At 65.8% G+C, this 21700-nt stretch carries 16 protein-coding genes; 5 read left to right on the top strand and 11 right to left on the bottom strand.

What is annotated here, in order from left to right; all coding sequences use genetic code 11:
- Positions 1-68 precede the first annotated feature (68 nt).
- Positions 69-3620, bottom strand: a complete 3552-nt coding sequence (locus tag ACZYSP_RS26790) for an indolepyruvate ferredoxin oxidoreductase family protein (protein WP_489017556.1) — start codon at positions 3618-3620, stop codon at positions 69-71.
- Positions 3621-3888: 268 nt separating this feature from the next.
- On the opposite strand from ACZYSP_RS26790, the gene ACZYSP_RS26785 reads away from it, so the two are divergent.
- From ACZYSP_RS26785 to ACZYSP_RS26775, 3 genes are all read left to right on the top strand, one after another.
- Complete coding sequence (locus ACZYSP_RS26785; protein WP_093058171.1) at positions 3889-4776, top strand: LysR family transcriptional regulator; 888 nt, start codon at positions 3889-3891, stop codon at positions 4774-4776.
- A 430-nt stretch (positions 4777-5206) separates the two neighbouring features.
- A complete protein-coding gene (locus ACZYSP_RS26780; protein WP_354339574.1) occupies positions 5207-5476 on the top strand; it encodes a hypothetical protein in 270 nt (89 codons plus the stop codon).
- A gap of 956 nt (positions 5477-6432) precedes the next feature.
- Entirely contained in the window at positions 6433-6825 is a 393-nt protein-coding gene (locus ACZYSP_RS26775; RefSeq protein WP_177192932.1) for a DUF5071 domain-containing protein, read from the top strand.
- A gap of 343 nt (positions 6826-7168) precedes the next feature.
- On the opposite strand, the gene ACZYSP_RS26770 is transcribed toward ACZYSP_RS26775, so the two are convergent.
- From ACZYSP_RS26770 to ACZYSP_RS26730, 9 genes are all read right to left on the bottom strand, one after another.
- On the bottom strand, positions 7169-8059 hold the full coding sequence (locus ACZYSP_RS26770; RefSeq protein ID WP_093180225.1) for an NAD(P)-dependent oxidoreductase: 891 nt from the start codon (positions 8057-8059) through the stop codon (positions 7169-7171).
- 9 nt (positions 8060-8068) lie between these two features.
- On the bottom strand, positions 8069-9517 hold the full coding sequence (locus ACZYSP_RS26765) for an aldehyde dehydrogenase family protein (protein WP_354339324.1): 1449 nt from the start codon (positions 9515-9517) through the stop codon (positions 8069-8071).
- Positions 9518-9540: 23 nt separating this feature from the next.
- Positions 9541-10941: an amidase gene (locus ACZYSP_RS26760; RefSeq protein ID WP_354339323.1), complete on the bottom strand. Its 1401-nt coding sequence runs from the start codon at positions 10939-10941 to the stop codon at positions 9541-9543.
- 4 nt (positions 10942-10945) lie between these two features.
- Positions 10946-12439: an ABC transporter substrate-binding protein gene (locus tag ACZYSP_RS26755; protein WP_354339322.1), complete on the bottom strand. Its 1494-nt coding sequence runs from the start codon at positions 12437-12439 to the stop codon at positions 10946-10948.
- Positions 12440-12487: 48 nt separating this feature from the next.
- Complete coding sequence (locus tag ACZYSP_RS26750; protein ID WP_097198478.1) at positions 12488-13303, bottom strand: ATP-binding cassette domain-containing protein; 816 nt, start codon at positions 13301-13303, stop codon at positions 12488-12490.
- Positions 13300-14295 carry an ABC transporter ATP-binding protein gene (locus ACZYSP_RS26745; protein ID WP_354339321.1) on the bottom strand — a complete coding sequence of 332 codons (996 nt, stop codon included), beginning with the start codon at positions 14293-14295 and terminating at the stop codon, positions 13300-13302. Before ACZYSP_RS26745 ends, ACZYSP_RS26750 begins: the two co-directional genes overlap by 4 nt.
- 5 nt (positions 14296-14300) lie before the next feature.
- Complete coding sequence (locus ACZYSP_RS26740) at positions 14301-15182, bottom strand: ABC transporter permease (RefSeq protein WP_093058179.1); 882 nt, start codon at positions 15180-15182, stop codon at positions 14301-14303.
- Positions 15179-16129: an ABC transporter permease gene (locus tag ACZYSP_RS26735; RefSeq protein WP_093179669.1), complete on the bottom strand. Its 951-nt coding sequence runs from the start codon at positions 16127-16129 to the stop codon at positions 15179-15181. Before ACZYSP_RS26735 ends, ACZYSP_RS26740 begins: the two co-directional genes overlap by 4 nt.
- Positions 16130-16303: 174 nt before the next feature.
- Complete coding sequence (locus ACZYSP_RS26730; protein ID WP_354339320.1) at positions 16304-17386, bottom strand: tartrate dehydrogenase; 1083 nt, start codon at positions 17384-17386, stop codon at positions 16304-16306.
- A gap of 349 nt (positions 17387-17735) precedes the next feature.
- On the opposite strand from ACZYSP_RS26730, the gene ACZYSP_RS26725 reads away from it, so the two are divergent.
- The gene (locus ACZYSP_RS26725) at positions 17736-19163 is read left to right on the top strand and encodes a sensor histidine kinase (protein ID WP_489017549.1); all 1428 of its coding nucleotides are present in this window, start codon (positions 17736-17738) and stop codon (positions 19161-19163) included.
- Positions 19164-19194: 31 nt separating this feature from the next.
- On the top strand, positions 19195-20052 hold the full coding sequence (locus ACZYSP_RS26720; RefSeq protein ID WP_354339319.1) for an aldo/keto reductase: 858 nt from the start codon (positions 19195-19197) through the stop codon (positions 20050-20052).
- Between the two features lie 7 nt (positions 20053-20059).
- Here ACZYSP_RS26720 and ACZYSP_RS26715 read toward each other — a convergent pair whose 3' ends face one another.
- Complete coding sequence (locus tag ACZYSP_RS26715) at positions 20060-21550, bottom strand: nucleobase:cation symporter-2 family protein (protein ID WP_354339318.1); 1491 nt, start codon at positions 21548-21550, stop codon at positions 20060-20062.
- Between the last annotated feature and the right edge of the window lie 150 nt (positions 21551-21700).

The following is a 21700-nucleotide window of genomic DNA, read 5'->3' as shown; positions in this document are numbered from 1 at the left end:
ACCGGCGCGGCGATCAGAATTTTGCCCTGATCGCCGGCAGGCCCCCTCGAATGCCGCTGGCTCGGGGCTCAGGCCGCCACGGGCTGCGCCTGCTCCGGAGTGCGTGCACGGGAAGCAGGCGCCATGTCCAGTTGCTTCACCAGCGCACCCCATCGCACGCGCGCCGACACCACGCTCTCTTCCTTCACATGCCCGAAGCCGCGGATCTGCTCGGGTAGCCGTGCCAGCGACAGCGCGGTGTCGAAGTCGATGCGATCGAAACGCGCAAGCACGTCCTCGACCATCGCACGGTAGTCCTCGATCAGCTGCCGCTCCATGCGCCGTTCGGCGGTACGGCCAAACGGGTCGAGCGCCGTGCCGCGCAGGCCGCGCAACTTCGCGAGCAGGCGGAACGCGCCCATCATCCAGGGCCCGAAGCTCGTCTTCACCGCGCGGCCTTCGGCGTTGTGGCGGCCGAGCACCGGCGGGGCGAGGTGGAAGCGCAGCACCGGCTTGCCTTCGAACTGCTCCTCCAGCTTTTCCATGAAGCGCTTGTCGGTGTAGAGCCGCGCGACCTCGTACTCGTCCTTGTAGGCCATCAGCTTGTAGAGGCTCGACGCGACGGCCTTCGCCAGCAGCATGCTGCCGCGCTCGCGCTGTTCGACCACGCGCACGCGTTCCACCAGCTCGGCATAGCGCTGCGCATACGCCGCGTTCTGGTACGCCGTGAGGAATGCGGTGCGGTCCGCCACCAGCGCCTCGAAGCTCTGCGGCCGCTGCAGCGCCACCACCTTCGAAGGCGCGGCTTCACGCGTTACTGCGGCAAGATCCAGCGCCGCCTTGCGGCCCCAGCGGAACGCGGCCTGGTTCGCCTTCACGGCTACGCCGTTGATCTCGATGGCCTTGTTCAATGCCTGGGCGGACAGCGGCACAAAGCCCTTCTGGAACGCAAAGCCCAGCAGGAACAGGTTTGCCGCAATCGCATCGCCCATGAGCCGTGTTGCAAGCTGCATCGCATCGATGAAGTCCGCGCGGCCTTCGACTGATTCCTCGATCAGAGCGCGCACCTGCGCGGCCGGAAACTCCCAGTCGGGTTGCTGCGCGAAATGCCCCGTCGGCTGCTCGAAGGTGTTGACCAGCGCATAGGTGCGCCCCGGCCGCATGCGCGCGATGGCATCGGGCGCGCCGGCCGTGAGCATGTCGCAGCCCAGGATCAGGTCGGCCTCGCCGGTAGGAATGCGCTGCGCCTTCAGCTGCGCCGCGTCGCGCGCGATGCGCACGTGCGACGTTACCGAGCCGTTCTTCTGCGACATGCCCGTCATGTCGAGCACGCTCACGCCCTTGCCCTCGAGGTGCGCCGCCATGCCGATCAGTGCGCCGATGGTGATGACGCCCGTGCCGCCGATGCCGGTGATCAGGATGTTGTGCATGCCTTCGAGCGCGAGCGGTGCCGGATCGGGCAGGGCGGCTTCTTCCGCTGGAGCCTTTGCCGCCACCGGCGCCTGCTTGCGCGGCTTCACGCCTTCCACCGTCACGAAGCTCGGGCAGAAGCCCTTGATGCACGACTCGTCGGCATTGCACGCGCTCTGGTCCACGCTGCGCTTCAGGCCCAGGTCGGTCTGCTTTGGCAGCAGCGCGGTGCAGTTCGACTGCTCGCCGCAATCGCCGCAGCCTTCGCACACCGCGTCGTTGATGAACACGCGCCGCGCGGCCTGCGGAAACTCGCCCTTCTTGCGGCGGCGGCGCTTCTCGGCTGCGCACACCTGGTCGTAGATGAGCACCGACACGCCCTCGAACTCGCGCAGCTCGCGCTGCACCGCGTCCATGTCGTCGCGGTGGTGCACGGTGAGCATGAAGCCGTCGCGCTCCGGCGGCAGCACGCTGCGGTCGGCCCAGCGCGTCGGGTCTTCTGCCACCAGCGCGAGGCGCTTCACGCCCTCGGCCGCCATCTGGTGCGCGATGCGCGGCACGGTGATGGGCCCGTCGAGCGGCTGCCCGCCCGTCATCGCGACCGCGTCGTTGTAGAGGATCTTGTAGGTGATGCTCACGCCAGCAGCCACCGCCGCGCGGATGGCGAGCGAGCCCGAGTGGTAGTACGTGCCGTCGCCGAGGTTCGCGAACACGTGCTTGCGCTTGGAGAACCACGCCTGCCCCAGCCATGGGGCACCTTCGCCGCCCATGTGCGTGGTCGTCTTGTTGTGCTCGGGGTAGATGGCCGTCGCCATCACGTGGCAGCCGATGCCGGCCAGCGCGAGGCTGCCTTCGGGCACCTTGGTCGAGGTGTTGTGCGGGCAGCCCGAGCAGTACCAGGCTGGCCGCGAGGGCGTGGCCACGGCCTTGCCCAACACCACGTCCTTCGCGTCAAGAATGGCGAGCCGCATGCGGATGCGGTCGCTGGTGTGAAAGCGCGCCACGCGCCCTGCGATCACGCGCGCGATCTGCGCCACCGAGAAGTCGGCCGTTGCCGGCAACAGCCAGCGGCCGCGCGGATGCACCCACTCGCCCTGTTCGTCGAACTTGCCGATCACGCGCGGGCGCACGTTTTCGCGCCAGTTGTAGAGATGCTCCTTGAGCTGGTACTCGACGATCTGGCGCTTTTCTTCCACCACCAGGATCTCTTCGAGCCCGTCGGCAAACTCGCGGATCGAGTCGGGCTCCAGCGGCCACGGCATCGACACCTTGAAGAGGCGAATGCCGATGCGCGCGGCCTCGTCTGCATCGATGCCGAGTTCTTCCAGCGCTTCGAGCACATCGCGGTACGACTTGCCCGAGGCCACGATGCCCAGCCGCGCCTTGGGTGAGTCGATGGTCACGCGGTTCAGCCGGTTGGCGCGCGCATAGGCGATGGCGGCGTAGATCTTGTAGTCCTGCATCAGCGCTTCCTGCTTGCGCGCCTGCACGCCGAGCGTGTCGGTCGACAGGCGCGCGTGCACGCCGCCGGGCGGGAACACGAAGTCCGAAGGCAGCCGCGTGTGCACGTCGAGCGCGCCGGCCGGTATGGAGCCGGAAGATTCGACCGTGTCGGCCAGCGCCTTGAAGCCCACCGGCAGCCCTGCGAAGCGCGACATCGCGAAGCCGTGCAGGCCCAGCTCGATGTATTCCTCCACGCTCTGAGGGTAGAGCATCGGGATCATCGAGGCGGCGAACAGGTGGTCGCTCTGGTTGGGCAGCGTGGAAGAAGACGCGCCGTGGTCGTCGCCCGCCACCAGCAAAATGCCGCCGTTGGGTGAGGTGCTCGCATGGCTCATGTGCTTGAACACGTCGCCGCATCGGTCCACGCCGGGTGCCTTGCCGTACCACATGGCAAAGACACCATCGACGGCGCTCTCGCCGGTCAGGTGCACCTGCTGCGTGCCCCAGACGGCGGTGGCGGCCAGCTCCTCGTTTACGCCGGGCAAGAACTTGACTGCGTTGGCTTCGAGCTGCGGCTGCGCCTTCCACAGAGCTTCGTCCAGGCCGCCGAGCGGCGAGCCGCGGTAGCCGGAGACAAAGCCCGCGGTGTTCAGCCCCGCCTTCTGGTCGCGCCATTTCTGCACGAGCATGAGGCGCACCAGCGCCTGGATGCCGCTGAGGTAGATCCGGCCTTCGGTGGCCGTGTATTTGTCGTCCAGCGCAACGCTGGCCAGTTCGTGGGATGCCATGGCTGAAAAAGACTCCGGGTAGGACTCGTTGAAATGCGGGCGTGGCCCCGGTAGAGGGCCGGCTCGCGAGATGCCTTGCCGGGGTAGACGGCGAGGCAGCAACGATTCTTCCGCCTTGTCTTCTGAAAGTGCTTCTTCGTTTTGGCAAAGCGCGGCGCTTTACGGAAGATCTATCTTTCGCAGGTGCGATCGACCGAAAGGATTTCGGCAGGCTCGGAGCCTCCCGCTGGCCCGACAATGGCGACCCCCGCAGCACGACGAGAACCCGATGAGACCCGACCTCGATTCGCTGGCGCTTTTCCTGCGCGCCATTGAGCACGGCAGCCTGTCGAAGGCGGCCGCCGAGAGCCACATGGTGCTGTCGGCCGCGAGCCGCCGCCTGTCCATTCTTGAAGGCCACCTGGGCGTTGCGCTGCTGAACCGCACCTCGAAGGGCGTGACGCCCACCGGCGCCGGCGAGTCGCTCGCCATGCATGCACGCCAGATCCTGCGCGACGTAGACCGCATGCGCGCCGACCTGTCCGACTACGCACAGGGCGCCACCGGCCGCGTGCGGCTGCATGCCAATGCCTCGGCCATGGGCCAGTTCTTGCCTGACGACGTGGCGAGCTTTCGCCAGCGCTACCCCGAGATCCGCGTGAGCGTGGAAGAGCACCGCAGCGTCTACATCGTGCAGGCCATCCGCGACCGGCAGGCCGACGTAGGCGTCATCACCAGCGAGGCGGCCGACCCGGCGCTCAACTTCATTCCCTACCGCACCGACCGGCTGGTGGCCATCGTGCGGCAGAAGCATCCGTGGCGCGGGCGCGAGGTGTCGTTCGAAGAACTGCTCGACTTCGATTTCGTGGGGCTGGAAGACGACTCGGCCATCTCCCGCACGATGGAAGACGCCGCCATGAGTGCGCGCAAGGTGTTGAAGCTGCGCGTGCGGGTGAAGAGCTTCGAGGCCGTGTGCCGGATGATCGAAGCGGGCATGGGCGTGGGCATCTTGCCCGAGGGGGCTGCGGTGACCTATCGCAAGGAGATGAAGCTGCGCTTTATCAACCTTACCGATGCTTGGGCTTCACGGCGGATGTATCTGTGCACGCGGCAGGAGGCATTGAGTTTTCCGCAGCGTCGGCTTGTCGATCATTTGCTGGCGCGGGGGATGCCTTAGGGATCGGGATCGGGTTCATTCAGGGCGACGCTCACGCCGACGGGGTACCTTGCTCCGCGAATGTCCCCCGGCCTGCGGCCTCCTCCTTTATTTCGCTGCGCAAGGCACCCCATCGGCGTGATCGTTCAGAGCCGCTGCGGAAGCTGCATTTGTTGGCGGTCGCCGAGACTTCGTGCCGCATGGAACGGCTATTTCGCCGGGTTCTTCTCTAGAGTGGATGCCCCTGTCACTCGATACCCCACCAAGGGAAGAAGAAAGGCGCAACACACACAGCCACCGAGATGTTTGAAGGCTGCTTGCCTCGCGGCAGGTTATCGGTGCGAAAGCAGCGATGCAGATGCGAGGTATCAAAAGGCGACGGCCAGGGCGTTATCAGCACCCCGACCGTCTAACCAAGTTCGTGCAACACCCACTAAAGGACCGCACAAAAATGGCTACCAAGACTATAGCCCGGCCTCGCACGCCGGTAGCTTCCGAAGACAACGCCCAAGACCCGGCGGATCTTCTCGAAAACACACTCTCTCAGCTTGAAGCTCTACTGTGGGTCTGCCATGGGGAAGACATCGACTGGTGCAGTGGTGACGGGCCTCGGCAACTGGACAACCTGCTTTGGCTTGCGGCTGAACTTGCTCGCAAGGCTGGAGAACTGTTTCAGATGAGCGAGAAGGCGCGGCGCGGAGCGCCTGAGATCGGCAGTTAGCGGCTGGTCCCGCCTGGCGAACGGGTTCTTTGGGGTACGACGGCTGAAGCCTTCGTGATGGAGGGAATTCGGTTTGGTTGAGGCTGCTTGTGGATAGGCCTCGGGATCAGCCATGCGCTCCATGCTGATCGTCTACAGACAATGCGAGCATCCGCTTTGCAGGGCGGAAGCGGACTGTCGCTGCTCGAGGCTAGACTTCCGAGTCCGGCCAATAGCCGCCTCTCGCCGTCATCAACCAATCTGAGAGTTTTATGCCTTCTTCGCCGCCAGCAGCGAACTCATGCCCTCGATGTCACAGCGATGCGCAAGTCAAGGCGAAGCTTGTTCTCATCGGTAGAGCTAGTCCACGCCTGCTGTTTCCCGATGAGGAGCGAGTCGGCTATAGGCGGCGTGACCAGTTGGCCATCGACGAGTGCAGCACCGAGAACCTGCAGAAGGCGCCCTTGCAGCAGTTTGTCCCCGGGTTCTACTGTCATGCCTGCGGTGTCGGCTTTGTTGCCAACAGCATATTGAAGTGAGGCAAAAAGGCAGTCATGAGCTGCACAGTTCGGCCGACTATAGTCGGCCACGAGCAGACATCCAAACTGACCATGAAGGCAATCGCAAGAGAGGGTACATGGCTGTACGACGGACAAATTCCTACGGGTGTTCGTGTCGTGCAGTGCAACGTCCGCTACGGCACAGGAGACCGCCAAGATCCACCAGAAATCTGCAACGACTCCTTGGTCGCTGGTTTCGATGTCCAGTGGGCGTCTCCAGTGTCACCAAGTACATATCCCGTACACGCGTCCGCGGTTTTCCCCACGCTTGCCGAGGCCGTCGCGTATGCGGAAGGCACGGCTTGGGCCGCAGGATCTCTTAAATGGTCGCAGGGGGTCGAGTGATCGCTCTCCAGTTCGGTCGGTCGAGCTACTGTTGTCAGACAGTAGTGGCTGTTGAACATGCGGGAGAACTCATTGCCTAAGAAGATGGCCCACTTATTGCCGGTCGACAAGCACGACCTGCCGAAGGCCGAAGCGATCGTCGCTCTTGGCTATCCGGCTGTCGACGCGCTTCTCCCTGAGTTGATCGCTTGGATGCAAGACATCAACTGGCCTGTTGCGAAGGTCTTGATTCCCTTTCTGGCTGGCATAGGTGAACCACTGGCACCTCATCTGTGCATGATCTTCGAGTCTGAAGACCATATCTGGAAGTACTGGGTGCTCGACAAACTTGTCGCTCCGTCACCCAGGCTCGCAGTGGCCGTCGGGCCGTACCTTTTGCGCCTGGCCTTGAACCCGAGCCCAGGAGAAAGCGAGGAAGGGGTTGATGAGATCGCTCGAAGGATCCTAGCGGAGAACGCAGCCTGAGTAGGCCAGTACAACGTCTTTCGGATGTCTGCTATCGAGGATCGGGGACGTCTCTTTTGGGCCCTGTGCTGCCGTCCACCCGACCGTTACGGATGTCTGCTTTGCAGTCTGAAGCGGGCATCGAACGCAGTCATACCAATGTCGACCGTGGCCGACGCCAGCCCTTCGCCGCAGCGGTCGAACCGCCAACGCCACAGCCGCGCTCATCGTGCGCAGGGCATCGGGTGCTCCCCGCAGCGAAATAAAGGAGGAGGGGCGCAGCCCCGGGGGACATTCGCGGAGGGGAGTACCCGGTGTCCTGTGCACGCGCCCTGAACAACGGCGCACAGAACGCAACAAGAAATCAGCGCAGCGCTTCGACCAGATCAAGCACCATCCGGTCAGGCCCGAACTTCTCGACACCCTGAGTCAACAGCGCATCGACAGCCTGCGCAATGCCATGGCTGGAAGAAGACTGCTCAGCCATGTCGTTGTAGTACCCCAGGTCCTTCTTGGCATTGGCCATCGAGAACTTCAGCGAATCGGTGCTGCCGGTCAGCAGCTTGGGCTTGACGCGCTCCAGCGCCACACCGTTGCCGCCGCCCTTGGCGAGCACGTCGACGAACACATCGGGCTTCACGCCGGCGCGCTCCGCGCAAGCAGCCGCTTCGCACAGCAGCGCCACGGTGCCCAGCGACACAAAGTTGTGCAGCAGCTTCATCGCGTGACCTGCGCCGATGCCGCCCACGTGCGTGACGTTCTCGGCAAAGCAGCGCAGCAACGGCAGGCACGAGGCCAGCACCTCGGCGTCGCCACCCACCAGCAGGTTCAGCCGGCCTTCGGCGGCTTCCTTCGCGGTGCGCGTCATCGGCGCATCGATGAACTTACCGCCCTTCGCGCTCACTGCTTCCGCCACCTTGGCGGTGGAAGCGGGCACGGCCGTCGAGCAGTCGATTACCACCGTGCCGGGGCGCAGCGCAGTCAATGCGCCCTTGTCGCCCAGCATCACCGCCTCGACCTGCGGCGTGCCGGTTACGCAGAGGATCAGCACGTCGACCTGCGCAGCGAGCGCGGCCACGTCCTTCACCGAAGTGGCGCCGGCCTTCAGCAGGCCGTCGATGGGCTGGTTGCCCGCGTGCTCCAGCACGGTGAGCTGGTGGCCGTGCTTGACGATGTTGCTGGCAATGCCGTGGCCCATCAGGCCGACGCCGACGAGGCCGACTTTGCGCGGCGCTTGCTGTTCAGTGGTTGTCATGTGTTGTCTTCATCCGTGCTTGATGGCGATGGTCTTGAGGGTCGTGAATCCGAGCAGGGCCTCGAAGCCCTTCTCGCGGCCGAAGCCGCTCGATTTCACGCCGCCGAAAGGCAGTTCTACACCACCCGCCGCACCGTAATTGTTGACGAAGACCTGGCCGCAGTGCAGCTTGTGCGCCATGCGGAGCTGGCGCGCGCCGTCGCGGGTCCACACGCCGGCCACCAGTCCGAAGTCCGTGCCGTTGGCCAGGCGCACTGCCTCGGCCTCGTCGGCGAAGGGCATCACGACCAGTACGGGGCCGAAGATTTCGTGCTGCGCCAGGTCGCTGTCGTGCGGCACGTCGCGGAACAGCACGGCCTCCTGGTAGTAGCCGGTGGCCGACGCGTTGGGTGACACCGTGCCCCGCGCCGCCACCTTCAGGCCATTCGCCTCGGCCGTCGAGACCATGTCGCGCACCTGGCGAAACTGCTTCTCGTTGATGAGCGGACCCATGTCCAGGTCTTCGGCGGGCGTGCCCGCGCGCACGGCCGTGAAGCGCTTCGCGAGCCGCTGCACCACCTCTTCGTAGACCGATTGCTCCACCAGCACGCGGCTACCCGCTGAGCAGGTCTGGCCGGCGTTCTGGATGATGGCGTTGAGCAGCACTGGCTCGGCCGCATCCAGGTCGGCGTCGGCGAACACGATCTGCGGCGACTTGCCGCCCAGCTCCAGCGTCACCGGGCAATGGCGCTCGGCTGCGGCCAGGCCCACGCTGCGGCCGGTCATGGTCGAGCCGGTGAACGAGATGTGGTCGATGCCCGGGTGCGCACACAGCGCCGCGCCGGCTTCCTTGCCGTAGCCCGTCACCACGTTGAGCGCGCCGGCCGGAAAGCCCACCTCCGTCGCAATCTCCGCCAGGCGCAGCAGCGACAGGCTCGCGTCTTCCGCCGGCTTCACCACACAGGCGTTGCCCGCGGCGAGCGAGGCGCCAACGCTGCGGCCTGCGATCTGCATCGGGTAGTTCCAGGGAATGATGTGGCCCGTCACGCCGTGCGGAATGCGCACCGTCAGCACGGTGTAGCCGCGCTCGTAGGGCAGGGTGTCGCCGTGCAGCTTGTCGCAGGCACCGGCGTAGTACTCCATGTAGCGGGCCAGCGCGGTCGCGTCGTTGCGCGCCACGCGCAGCGCCTTGCCGGTGTCGCGAGCTTCGAGCTGCGCGAGCTCTTCGTGGTGCTGCATCACGGCGGCGCCCAGCTTGGCGAGCAGGCGTCCACGCTCCAGCGCGGTCATCGCGCCCCAGGGGCCGTCGAAGTTCTCGCCCATTGCCTTGCGCGCGGCGCGCACGGCCGTGTCCACGTCGGCGGCGGTGCCGCGCGCGATCTGGCCGAATTTCTGGCCATCGCTCGGGTCGATCACGTCGATGGTGGCGTTGCCTTCGGACGGCACGTGGTGGCCGTCGATGTAGTGGGTTGCGCTCATTTGCTTTGTCTCCTTGCGGCCGGTCACTTGGGTTCCGGCCAGGGGTGTTGTGCTTCGCGGATCTGCTCGAAGGCGCGGCTGAACTGCAGCACGCCCAGGTCGTCGAAACGGCGCCCGGCAATCTGCAGGCCGATGGGCAGGCCCTTGGCCGAGTAGCCGCAGTTGATCGAGGCGGCAGGCTGCTCCGACATGTTGTAGGGCACCGTGAAGCCGATGTGCTCCAGCGGCAGCATCGGGTCGTTGGTCGGCGAGGCATGGTCCGCCGGCGCGGGCATGTTGGGCGACACCGGCGAGATCACGAAGTCGTAGCCCTTGGTGGCGGCAACGGTGGCCGCACGCGTGGCGATGAACTGGCTGTAGGCCTCGAAGATGTGCGCGCCGGAGAACCCGGCCGCGCTCTCGGCCCAGTCGCGGATGTACGGCAGGATCTTCGCGCGCCTCTCCGGCGTCATCGCCTGCATGTCGATGCACGAGCGCATGCGCCAGAAGTGGTCCATGCCCTGCAGCATCTTCGGCGTCATGAAGGGCTTGATTTCTTCCACCAGCGCGCCGGCCGCCTCGATGCGCTTCGCAGCGCGGCGCACCGCCTCGGCGATCTGCGGGTCCAGCGGCAGTCCGCAGCCCGCGTCCATGTGCAGCGCCACGCGCTTGCCCTTGATGAACGACGGGTCGACTTCGAAGGCCGTCCAGTCGATGCCCGGCGCCGGCAGTTCCGAATAATCGCGGTCGTCGGGCTGTGCGACCGAGGCCATCATCAGCGCCGAGTCGGCCACCGTGCGCGTCATCGGTCCGGCGCAGCGGCCCATGTAGGGCGTGCTCAGCGGAATGCGGCCGAAGCTGGGCTTGAGCGTGTAGATGCCGCACCAGCTGGCCGGCAGGCGCAGCGAGCCGCCGATGTCGGTGCCCACGTGCAGCGGGCCGTAGCCTGCGGCAGCCGCCGCACCGGCACCCGCGCTGGAGCCGCCCGGCGTGCGTGACAGGTCCCACGGGTTGCGCGAGAGTTCATGAAAGCTCGACAGGCCCGACGACAGCATGCCCAGGTCGGGCATGGTGGTCTTGGCGACCAGCACCGTGCCGTCTTCCTTCAGGCGCGCGGCGGGAGGGGAGTCCTGCGTCATCGGCACGAGGTCGTAGGCGGCGGTGCCCAGCGGCATCGGGTCGCCTTCGGTCGCGAGGTTGTCCTTGATGGTCACGGGAACGCCGTCGAGCGTGCCGCGCGGCGTGCCGGCCAGCCAGCGCGCCTCGGAGGCGCGGGCCTGCTCGAGCGCAAGCTCGGGGCGGAAGAGCCAGGTCGCGTGCAGCTCGGGTTCGTAGGCCGCGATGCGTTCGTTGACCGAGCGCACCACTTCCACCGGCGAGAGCTCCTTGGCGGCGTAGGCCGCGTGCAGCTCCTGCACGCTCAGGGAGTACAGGGGCTTGGTCATCGCATCAGCTCCACGAGATAGCGGCCAGGTCGTTCACCACGATCGGCATGCTCGGCCACAGGCCCTTCACTTCCTTGCGTGCGATGGTCGGGAACACCGCCTGGTACAGGAAGCCGTTGACTGCGTCGGTTGCCAACTGGCGCTGCGCCTCGGCGAGCAGGTCGGCGCGGCGCTTCTTGTTCTCTTCGTTCTGGATGCTGACGAACAGGTCGCGGAACTTCTTCGAGTCGTAGCCCCAGTAGTAGTCGGGCTCGGTGTACTTCACAAGGTCGAAGGGCTCCACGTGCGCGACCATGGTCAGGTCGAAGTCGTGCGCGCCGCCGAAGGTGCCGCTGAGCCACTGGGCCCACTCGACGTTCTGGATCTTCACGTTGATGCCGATCTGCGCGAGCTGCGCCGCGATCATCTCGCCGCCCTGCCGCGCATACGAGGGCGGAGGCAGCTGCAGGCGCAGTTCGAGCGGCGTCTTCACGCCGGCCTCGGCCAGCAGCTTCTTCGCCTTCTCGATGTCGAAGGGGTTCATCGCAGTGGTGTCGATGAAGCCCGGCGCGCCCAATGCGTAGTGGCTGCCGATGGGCCTGCCGAAGCCGTCCGCCGCGCCCTGGACGATGGCGTTGCGGTCGATGGCCGCGAGGATGGCGCGGCGCACGCGCACGTCGTCCAGCGGCTTCTTGCGGTTGTTGATGGTCAGGATCACCTTGCCGCGCGTGCCGACCTCGATCACCTGGAAGCGCGGGTTGCCCTTGAACTGGCTCACCGAGCGGGTGCCCGCGCGCGGGAAGATGTCGATGTCGTTCGACAGCAGTGCGGCGGTCTGCGCGGCCGTGTCAGACATGAATCGGAAGACGAATTTCTCGGTCTTCGCAAGATTCGGGTCGCGATAGGTCGGCGACTTCACCAGCGTGCACGAGGCGCCGCGCTGCCATGCGCTCAGCTTGTACGGGCCGGTGCCGACTGGCGCAGTGACGTTGGTCTCTGCGCTCTTGGGCTCCACGATGCAGGCGGTCGATTGCCCCAGCATGAACGGCAGGTCGGGGTTGGGCAGCGTGCTGTTCACGCCCACCATGTACTCGTCGAGCACCACGGTGCCGATCTCGCTGAAGAAGCGCTTGTCCTTGTTGGTGCTCTTGGCATTGCCCGCGCGGTCGAACGAGAACTTCACCACCGATGCGTTGAAAGGCTGGCCGTTCTCGAAGCGCACGCCCTTGCGCAGCTTGAAGACGAAGGTCTTCATGTCGGGCGACGACGTCCAGCTCTCGGCCAGCATCGGCGTGACCGAGCCGTCGGCGTTCACCTTGGTGAGCGTCTCGAAGATGTTGTACTGCGTGATCTCCGCGATGGCCGATGCGGCGCCGCTCGTCGGGTCCAGGCCTGGCGGTTCGAGCGGCATGCCGATCGTCAGCGTGTTCTTGCCGGCCTGCGCGCGCGCCTGGGGCAGGAAGACACCCGGGATTGCCGCGGCCATGGCGGAAGTCATGAGTGTGCGTCGCTTCAACATTCGATAGTTCCTGGAGGTGAGGGTGGAGGAAAAGAAAGCCTTGCCCGGCTAGCGGGACGGCGTGTGCAGAACGGCGGAAAGCAGGGTGCGCGTGTATTCGTGCTGGGCGTGCTGGAACAGGTCGGCCGGGCGGCCTCGTTCGACGATGCGGCCCTTGAAGACCACGCAGACCTCGTCGCACAGATGGTTGACCACCGCGAGGTCGTGACTGATGAGCAGATAGCTGATGCCGAACTGCTGCTGCAAGTCCTGCATGAGGTTGAGCACTTGCGCCTGCACCGACACGTCGAGCGCGCTGACGGGTTCGTCGGCGACTATGAGCTTGGGGCGCGTGATGAGCGCGCGGGCAATCGCGATGCGCTGGCGCTGTCCGCCCGAGAACTCGTGCGGGTACTTGTCCATGTCTGTTGTGCGCAGGCCGACCGCTGCCAATGCTTCGGAAGCACGCTCGCGCTGCACGGCACGGCTGGTCTCGGCCAGCGCCTCGAGCGGTTCGGCGACGATGCGCGCCACGGTCTGGCGCGGGTCGAGCGAGCCGTAGGGGTCCTGGAACACCATCTGGAAGTCGCGCCGCGCGGTGCGCAGTTCGGCCTTGGGCAGCGCATGCAGGTTGCGGCCTTCGAGCGAGACAGTGCCGGAGGTAGGCGTGTCGAGCGCCATCACAAGGCGCGCGATGGTCGACTTGCCCGAACCCGATTCGCCGACGATGCCGACGCTCTTGCCGGCCTGCACCTCGAAGCTCACTCCATTGAGCGCCTTCACGGTGGGCGGCGGGCCGAAGAGCTTCTCGCGCGGCAGCGCGTAATGGCGGTAGAGGTTGTTCACGGCCAGCAGGGGCTGGCCGGCGGTGATGGGCTTGCTCATGCGGCGGCCGCCTTGGCATTCAACGCGGCGATTTCGCCCAGCCGCAGGCAGCGCACCGTGTGGTCGTTCGGCAGCATCGTGGCTTTGGGTCGCGTGCTTTGGCACAGGTCGATGGTGTGGGCGCAGCGGCCGGCAAAGGCGCAGCCGCGCGGCATGTCGACCAGCTCGGGCACGCTGCCGCGGATGGTCGGCAAGCGGCCGGCGCGCACTGCGCCGATGGCGGGCCGCGCAGCGAACAAGCCGCGTGTGTAGGGATGTGCACGGCCGGCAAAGACCGTGTCGGTCGGGCCGCTTTCCACCGCGCTGCCGCCGTACATCACGAGCATGCGCTGCACGCTGTTGGCGATCACGCCGAGGTCGTGCGAGATCAGGATCAGCGCCATGCCCATTTCCTTGACCAGGCCCTGGATCAGGTCGAGCACCTGTTTCTGGATGGTCACGTCGAGCGCCGTGGTGGGCTCATCGGCAATCAGCAGGTCGGGCCCGCAGGCGAGCGCCATCGCGATGCCGATGCGCTGACGCTGCCCGCCGGAGAACTGGTGCGGATAGGCATCAAGGCGCGAGGCCGCATCGGGAATGCCCACGCGGTCGAGCAGGCTCAGTGCTTCCTTGCGCGCCTGCGCCTTCGTCAGCCCGCGATGCAGTTGCAGCGGCTCGCCGACCTGGCGCGCGATGGTGTGCACCGGATTCAGTGCAGTCATCGGCTCCTGGAAGATCATGCCGATGCGGTTGCCGCGGATCTGGCACATCTGCTTTTCGGGCAGGCCGACGAGCTCCTGCCCGTCGAGCTTGATGCTGCCCGCGACCTTGGCGCTGGACGGCAGCAGGCCCATGAGCGACATCACGGTGATCGACTTGCCGCAGCCCGATTCGCCGACGATGCCCAGCGTTTCGCCGCGCTCCAGCGAGAACGAAATGCCGCGCACGGCCTGCGCCGGCCCACGCTGGGTCTGCAGGCCAATCTGGAGGTTGTTGACTTCGAGGAGGGGCATGGCGCTTACCGGGCTCTGGCGAGGCGGGGGTCGAGCAAGTCGCGCAGCCCGTCGCCAAGGAGGTTCAGCCCGAGCACTGCGAGGGCGATCGCCATGCCGGGGAAGACGGCCAGCAGCGGCTGCTGGAACATGAGGGTCTGTGCTTCGCTGAGCATGCGGCCCCACGAGGGTTGCGGTGGTTGCGTGCCCAGGCCGAGGTAGGAGAGGGCGGCTTCGGCCAGGATGGCGATGGCGAAGCGGATGGTGATCTGCACGATCAGCACGGCCGAGATGTTGGGCAGCACGTGCTGCATCGTGATCGCGAACGGGCCCTTGCCGCAGGCGCGTGCGGCGGCCACGTACTCGCGCGACCAGATTGCGTTGGCCGAGGCGCGCGTGATGCGCGCGAAGGTCGGAATGTTGTAGATGCCGATGGCCACGATGGCATTCACGATGCCCGCGCCGAACACGGCGGTCATCATGATGGCCGACAGGATCGCAGGGAAGGCCAGCGTGAAGTCCGACAGCCGCATCACCGCTTCTTCGACCCAGCCGCGTTTTGCAGCCGCGAGCAGGCCCAAGGCGGTGCCGACCACCAGGCCGATACCGACTGCGATCACGCCGACGAGGATGGACGCGCGCGCACCGACCAGCAGCAACGAAGCCACGTCGCGGCCGAACGCATCGGTGCCGAGCCAGTGCGAGGCCGAAGGGGCCTGCATCTTGTTCGGCATGTCCATCGCATAGGGCGACCAAGGCGTCCACACGAAGGACACGAGGGCGGCCAGGAGCAGCAGGGCGGCAAGCACGCCGCCGATGACGAAGCTTCGGTGCTTCAGCGCGCGCTGCCAGAAGCCGGGGACCTTGAGCGCCGCAGCGCCTGGACTTGGAATAGCAAGAGTGCTCATATGTCGCTGGCCTTGATGCGCGGGTCGATCACGGCATACAGCACGTCGACCACGAAGTTCACGATGACCACCATGGCCGCCAGCAGCATCACGCAGTTGCGCACCACGATCAGGTCGCGGTTGCTGATGGCCTGGAAGATCAGCCGGCCCAGGCCCGGCAGGTAGAACACGTTCTCCACCACGATGGTGCCGGCCAGCAGCTCGGAGAACTGCATGCCCATCACGGTGATGACGGGGATCATGGCGTTGCGCAGCACGTGGGTCCACAGCACCGCGCGCTGCGAGACGCCCTTGGCGCGGGCGGTGCGCACGAAGTCTTCGCGCATCACTTCGAGCACGGCCGAGCGGGTGATGCGCGCGAGGATCGCGGCTTGAACGACGGCAAGAGACAGTGCCGGCAGCAGCAGCGACTTGATGCCCGAGAAGATGCCTTCGCCCCAGCCCTCGAAGCCGCCAGCGGAGAACCACTGCAGCTGCACCGAGAACACGAGGATCAGCAGGATGGCGAACCAGAAGTTCGGAATGGCGATGCCGACCTGGGCCATGCCCATCAGGCCGACGTCGCCGAGCTTGTTGTGGCGCGCAGCGGCCGTAACGCCGACGAGCAGCGCAATCACGACGGTGAGGGCCATCGCCAGCATGGCCAGCGGCACGGTGAGCGCGAGGCGCTCCAGGATCAGGTCGAGCACCGGCGAGCTGTAGGCGTAGCTGTCGCCGAGGTTGCCGGTGAGCAGGCCGCCTATCCAGTGCCAGTAGCGTGTCCACGCCGGCAAGTCGAGGCCCAGCTTGGTGGCCAGCGCTGCGACGGCTTCAGGAGAGGCATCCGGTCCCATCAGCATCTGCGCTGCATTGCCCGGAAGGATCTCCAGCACCAGGAACACGATGATCGATGCGCCCACCAGGGTGCCGATGAGCGTCAGTGTGCGTTTCAGCAGGAACAGGCCCATTTCAGTGACTCCGCTCTGCGTTGTGTCGTTGGGTGTTCTTGTTCAGGGCGAGTGCGAATAACACCGGATGCTCCCCTCCGCGAATGTCCCCCGCCTTCGGCTCCTCCTTTATTTCGCTGCGGGGAGCACCCGGTGCCATTCGCACATGAGCGCGCCTTGAACAAGAGCGAGATTTCATGCCGAGATGCAGCTAGCAATCGCGCGGCCGACGTCCACAGTCGAAGCAGTGCCGCCCATGTCGCGAGTGCGCGGACCTTCGCTCAGCACAGTCTCGATGGCCGAGATCACCGCAGCCGAAGCCTCTGCGTACACGGGGTCGTTGTTGCCCAGATGGTCGAGCATCAGCGCGGCCGACCAGATCTGGCCGATCGGATTGGCGATGCCCTTGCCCGCGATGTCGGGCGCCGAGCCGTGCACCGGTTCGAACAGCGACGGGAATTTGCGCTCGGGATTCAGGTTGGCCGAGGGCGCGATGCCGATGGTGCCGGTGCAGGCCGGGCCCAGATCGGAGAGGATGTCTCCGAACAGGTTGGAAGCCACCACCACGTCGAACCAGTCGGGGTGCTGCACGAAATGCGCGCACAGGATGTCGATGTGGTACTTGCTCGTCGCCACGTTGGGGTAGCGCGTGGCGATCTCGGCCAGGCGCTCGTCCCAATAGGGCATGGTGATCGAGATGCCGTTCGACTTGGTGGCGGCCACCAGGTTCTTGCGCTTGCGGCGATTGGCGAGCTGGAACGCGTAGTCGATGATGCGGTCCACGCCGGTGCGGGTGAACACGGCCTCCTGGATCGCCATCTCGCGCGGCGTGCCTTCGAACAGGCGCCCACCCACCGAGGTGTACTCGCCCTCGGTGTTCTCGCGCACCACCAGAAAGTCGATGTCACCGGGCTTGCGGTGCGCCAGCGGGCCAGGCACGCCGGGCATCAGGCGCACGGGGCGCAGGTTGACGTACTGGTCGAAGTCACGGCGGATCTTGATGAGCAGGCCCCACACGGCGATGTGATCGGGCACCTTGTCGGGCGCACCCACCGCACCGAAATAGATCGCGTCGTGGCCCTGGATCTTGTCGGCCCAGTCGGCCGGCATCATCAGGCCGGTGCGCACATAGTGGTCGGAGCCCCAGTCGAAGTGGTCGTACGAGAAATCGATGCCGAAGCGGCGACCGACCGCATCGAGTACGCGCAACCCTTCGGGCATGACCTCGACGCCGATGCCGTCTCCGGGAATGACGGCAATCCTGTGCTTTTTCTGCATTGACTCAACCTGTTCCAAGTTCGTTTCGTTCGGTGCACCAGCGCTCGTGACGCAGGGCTTGCCAAAAAATTCTAGAAGCGAGAACCGGGCCTGAAGAGGGGGTTGGCACTCAAATGGCATTGACAAAATCAGAAGGCAAAGGGGAATGCCTTCGCAGGGAATTCCGAGAATTCCTTGTCATTAAATTGACTTTGACTTCAGAAAATTAGAAGGCGACAAGCATCCGCGACCGACTGCTCGCCAGCTCCGACAACCGGTTCATGAAGGTTTTCTGAAGCCCTCGGCGCGGGCGTGCCGGATACTCCACGCGCTTGCGATGCGCTCCGCAGAGACCGCCGCCTGGAGGACCATGAATCTTTTGCCTGTCGCCATGACGGCGCTTGCCCGGCGCTGGAAGCGGTGGTTGCAGCCCTCGCTGCTGCGGCGCCTGCTGCTGGCGCAGATCGCAGTGGTCGTGCTGCTGTGGGGCGCCATCCTGGCGCTGTTCCTGTACGACTCCAACCGCGTGACGGATCTGGTGCGCTACGACAAGATCTTCGATAGCGTCATCACGATTGCGCAGAACCTCGCGGCCGACCCCGCCCGTCAGCAGGAGGCCCTGAAGGCCTTCGACATGGCGCTGCTCGAAACCTCGGGTGACTTCAGTTCGGAGACGGACAAGGCGCCCGTCATGCAGGTGTGGCAGCGGGGGCGGCTCATCTTCAACTCCACAGCTGCCGCGCCGGTCATGCACACGGCAGTGCCGGGTCGGGTGGAGAACGTGCGCGTCGGCGAGCGCATGTGGCGCGCGCGCATGATGACTTCGCCGGGGCTCGACACCCGCGTGCTGCTGGCCGAGCCGAAAGTCCTGCGTTTCAGCTTCACCGTCGACCACCGCAGCTACTACCTGCTGCCGCTGGCCATCAGCCTGCCGTTTCTCGTCTTTCCGGCGTGGCTGTCGGTGCTGTTCGCGCTGCGGCCCTGGCGGCAGGTAACGCAAGAGACTGCCGAGCGTGGCCCGGCCGACCTGACGCCGCTGAGCTTCGAACCGCGGCACAAGGAGTTGCAGCCGCTGGTGCGCAGCATCAATGGCCTGCTGCGCAGCGTGCGCGACCGGGCATCGCGCGAGCGCGTGCTGATCGCCGATGCAGCGAATGAACTGCGCACGCCGCTCGATGCGATGCGCGTGAATGTCGAAGCGCTGAAGGAGCAGACCGCCGACGCGGGCCAGCGCGAACTCATGATCAACCTGCTGCGCAGCAACGACCGCGCCGCGCGGCTGGTGGGCCAGTTGCAGCAGTTGATGCGCAGCGACGAGATGCCGCAGGACGCGGTGCCCATGCGGCTCGCGTTCGATGCGCTGGTGCAGGAGCGCATCCCGTTCGTGGAGGACCTTGCACGCGTGCGCGGCATCGGGCTGGACTTCGTGTCCGAAGGCGCGGTGCTGGTGTTCGGCGAACGCGAGAGCCTGATCTCGATGGTGAGCAATCTCATCGAGAACGCCATCAAGTACAGCCCGGATGGCGGCACTGTCACCGTGCGCGTTGCGTGCGAACCGGAATCGTCGAAGGCCGTGCTGCGCGTGACGGACCAGGGGCCGGGCATTCCGCCGGAGCTGCGCGAGCGCGTGTTCGACCGCTTCTTTCGCAACCCGGACCAGACGCAGTCGGGCAGCGGACTGGGGTTGGCGATCGTTCGCTCGGTGCTGAACAAGCATGGCGGCCGGATCGAACTGGCAGCCGGTGAAGACGGGAGCGGCCTGCTCGCGACCGTGTGGCTGCCGTTGTCGACGGGCTGACAGGGCCTTGCGTCCCCCGTACCATGGCCCGATGCGAACACTCCAACTCCCCACCGGCGGCGAGATGCCGGTCCTCGGTCTCGGCACCTGGCGCATGGGCGAAGACGCGGGGCATCGCGCGGCCGAAGTGAAGGCGGTGCGCGAGGCCATCGCGCTCGGCTACCGCCTCATCGACACCGCCGAGATGTACGGCGAAGGCGGCGCCGAAACCGTCCTGGGCCAGGCCATCGGCGAGGCCTTGCGTGCGGGCGACGTGCGGCGTGAAGAGCTCTTCGTCGTCAGCAAGGTCTACCCGCACAACGCCAGCAGGCGCGGCACGCGCGATGCCTGCGAGCGCAGCCTGAAGCGGCTGGGGCTCGACGCCGTCGATCTCTACCTGCTGCACTGGCGCGGCAGCCATCCGCTGAGCGAGACGGTCGCGGCAATGCATTCGCTGGTAGCAGACGGGCGCATAGCCCACTGGGGCGTGAGCAACTTCGACACCGACGATATGGAAGAGCTGGCGCAGGCCGTGGGCGATGGCCCGGAGTGCGCGGCCAATCAGGTTTACTTGTCGCTCGGCGAGCGCGGCCCGGAGTTCAGTCTGCTGCCCTGGCTGCGCGAACATGGCATGCCGCTGATGGCCTACAGCCCGATCGACCAGGGCGCGCTGGCCGAAGACGACGGGCTGGGCGAATTGGCCGAGCGGCTCGGCGTGACGGCCGCGCAACTGGCGCTGGCTGCGGTGATCGCGCGGCCCGGCGTGGCGGCGATTCCGAAGGCGGTGCGCAGCGCGCACCTGAAGGAGAACCTGGCGGCAGCGGAGTTGAAGCTCGATGCGGCAACTCTCGAAGAACTCGACCGATTGCACCCACCGCCGCGGCGCAAGGGGCCGCTGGCGATGATCTAGCAAAGGCTCAATGGGCTTCGGCTTGCTTGGCCGCAGCAATCACGGCTTGCTCGTCGTGCTTTGCACCATTGAGGAACAGGTTCAGCAGCACAGCCGCAATCGACGCCAGCAAGATGCCCGACTCGATCAGCGAGTGAATGGCATGCGGCATCCACTGCTTGAAGTTGGGCGCAATCAGCGGAATCATGCCGACGCCAATCGACACCGCGACGATCATCGCGTTGTGGCGGTTGGTCTTGAAGTCCACGCCCGACAAAATGCGGATGCCGGTGGCCGCGACCATGCCGAACATCACGAGGCCCGCACCGCCGAGCACCACCGTGGGCAGCGACTCGACCAGCGCGGCCATCTTCGGCAGCAGGCCCAGCACGATCAGGATCGCGCCGCCGGCCACGCACACATAGCGGCTCTTGATGCCGGTGACGGCCACGAGGCCCACGTTCTGCGAGAAGCTGGTGTACGGAAAGGTGTTGAAGATGCCGCCAATCAGCGTGCCCAGGCCGTCGGTGCGAAGGCCGCGGGCCAGGTCCTTCTGGCTGATCTTGCGGTCGGTCATTTCACCGAGCGCGAGGAACATGCCGGTCGATTCGATCATCACCACGATCATGATGAGGGTCATCGTCAAGATCAGGATCGGGTCGAATTGCGGCATGCCGAAGTGAAAGGGCAGCACGATGTCGACCCACGCGGCCTTGCCCACCTTCTCGTAGGTCATGAGCCCGGTGATCGAGGCCACCACGGCGCCGATCACGATGCCGAGCAGCACCGAGATGTTGGCGATGAAGCCCTTGGCGTACTTGACGATCAGCAGGATCGACACCAGCACCAGCGCAGCCACGCCGAAGCCCGACAGGTCTGCGTACTTGGGGTTGGGCACGGTGGGCATGATCGCGAAGCCCTTGGGCACGGCGGGAATGGAGCTGCCGGGCGAGGTCACTTCTGCCAGCCACCTCGCGTAGACCGGGTCGACCAGCGCGGGCGCCGTCGGGCCCACGGGGTTGCCGAAGATCCAGTTGATGCCTACGCGCATCAGGCTGATGCCGATGACCGCGATGATGGTGCCGGTGACCACTGGCGGAAAGAAGCGCAGCATTCGGCTCACCAGCGGCGCGATCAGTATCGACACCACACCCGCGCCGATGATGGCGCCGAACAGCAACTGCGCGCCGTTCTGGCCGGGGTTGGCATTGGCGATGGCGACCATCGGCGCGACCGACGCGAAAGTCACGCCCATCATCACCGGCAGCTTGATGCCGAAGAACTGCGTGGCGCCCAGCGCCTGGATCAGCGTGGCGATGCCGCAGCAGAAGAGGTCGGCCGAGATCAGCAGCGCGACCTCGTCGGGCGTGAGCTTGAGCGCGCGCCCGACGATCAGCGGCACCGCGACGGCGCCCGCATACATCACCAGCACATGCTGCAGGCCGAGGGCCGCGAGCTTGCCCGAAGGCAGGCGCTGGTCCACGGGATGGACTGTTGAGAGAGAACTGTCGGCCGTCATCGTTGGGCTCCTGCTGCGGCGAGAAGGAAGGTGGGCGACACGGCTTGGCATGCGCACACCCCGTTGTGTACGCCAAACTGTATACAACTTATGCAACAATCCAGACTCTGGAAAACCCGCATCCGCGCAGGGGCCTCGCCGAGCGGTCAA

The organism is Variovorax sp. F042 (genome assembly GCF_057814215.1).
Note: the sequence above shows the minus strand (reverse complement) of the source record. Positions and strands in the feature narration are given on the sequence as shown.

Excerpts from the sequence above, each read along its gene's own strand:
- ACZYSP_RS26790 (WP_489017556.1), bottom strand. The coding sequence starts at position 3,620 with ATGGCATCCCACGAACTGGCCAGCGTTGCGCTGGACGACAAATACACG.
- ACZYSP_RS26785 (WP_093058171.1), top strand. The coding sequence starts at position 3,889 with ATGAGACCCGACCTCGATTCGCTGGCGCTTTTCCTGCGCGCCATTGAG.
- ACZYSP_RS26780 (WP_354339574.1), top strand. The coding sequence starts at position 5,207 with ATGGCTACCAAGACTATAGCCCGGCCTCGCACGCCGGTAGCTTCCGAA.
- ACZYSP_RS26770 (WP_093180225.1), bottom strand. The coding sequence starts at position 8,059 with ATGACAACCACTGAACAGCAAGCGCCGCGCAAAGTCGGCCTCGTCGGC.
- ACZYSP_RS26765 (WP_354339324.1), bottom strand. The coding sequence starts at position 9,517 with ATGAGCGCAACCCACTACATCGACGGCCACCACGTGCCGTCCGAAGGC.
- ACZYSP_RS26760 (WP_354339323.1), bottom strand. The coding sequence starts at position 10,941 with ATGACCAAGCCCCTGTACTCCCTGAGCGTGCAGGAGCTGCACGCGGCC.
- ACZYSP_RS26755 (WP_354339322.1), bottom strand. The coding sequence starts at position 12,439 with ATGTTGAAGCGACGCACACTCATGACTTCCGCCATGGCCGCGGCAATC.
- ACZYSP_RS26750 (WP_097198478.1), bottom strand. The coding sequence starts at position 13,303 with ATGAGCAAGCCCATCACCGCCGGCCAGCCCCTGCTGGCCGTGAACAAC.
- ACZYSP_RS26745 (WP_354339321.1), bottom strand. The coding sequence starts at position 14,295 with ATGCCCCTCCTCGAAGTCAACAACCTCCAGATTGGCCTGCAGACCCAG.
- ACZYSP_RS26740 (WP_093058179.1), bottom strand. The coding sequence starts at position 15,182 with ATGAGCACTCTTGCTATTCCAAGTCCAGGCGCTGCGGCGCTCAAGGTC.
- ACZYSP_RS26735 (WP_093179669.1), bottom strand. The coding sequence starts at position 16,129 with ATGGGCCTGTTCCTGCTGAAACGCACACTGACGCTCATCGGCACCCTG.
- ACZYSP_RS26730 (WP_354339320.1), bottom strand. The coding sequence starts at position 17,386 with ATGCAGAAAAAGCACAGGATTGCCGTCATTCCCGGAGACGGCATCGGC.
- ACZYSP_RS26725 (WP_489017549.1), top strand. The coding sequence starts at position 17,736 with ATGAATCTTTTGCCTGTCGCCATGACGGCGCTTGCCCGGCGCTGGAAG.
- ACZYSP_RS26720 (WP_354339319.1), top strand. The coding sequence starts at position 19,195 with ATGCGAACACTCCAACTCCCCACCGGCGGCGAGATGCCGGTCCTCGGT.
- ACZYSP_RS26715 (WP_354339318.1), bottom strand. The coding sequence starts at position 21,550 with ATGACGGCCGACAGTTCTCTCTCAACAGTCCATCCCGTGGACCAGCGC.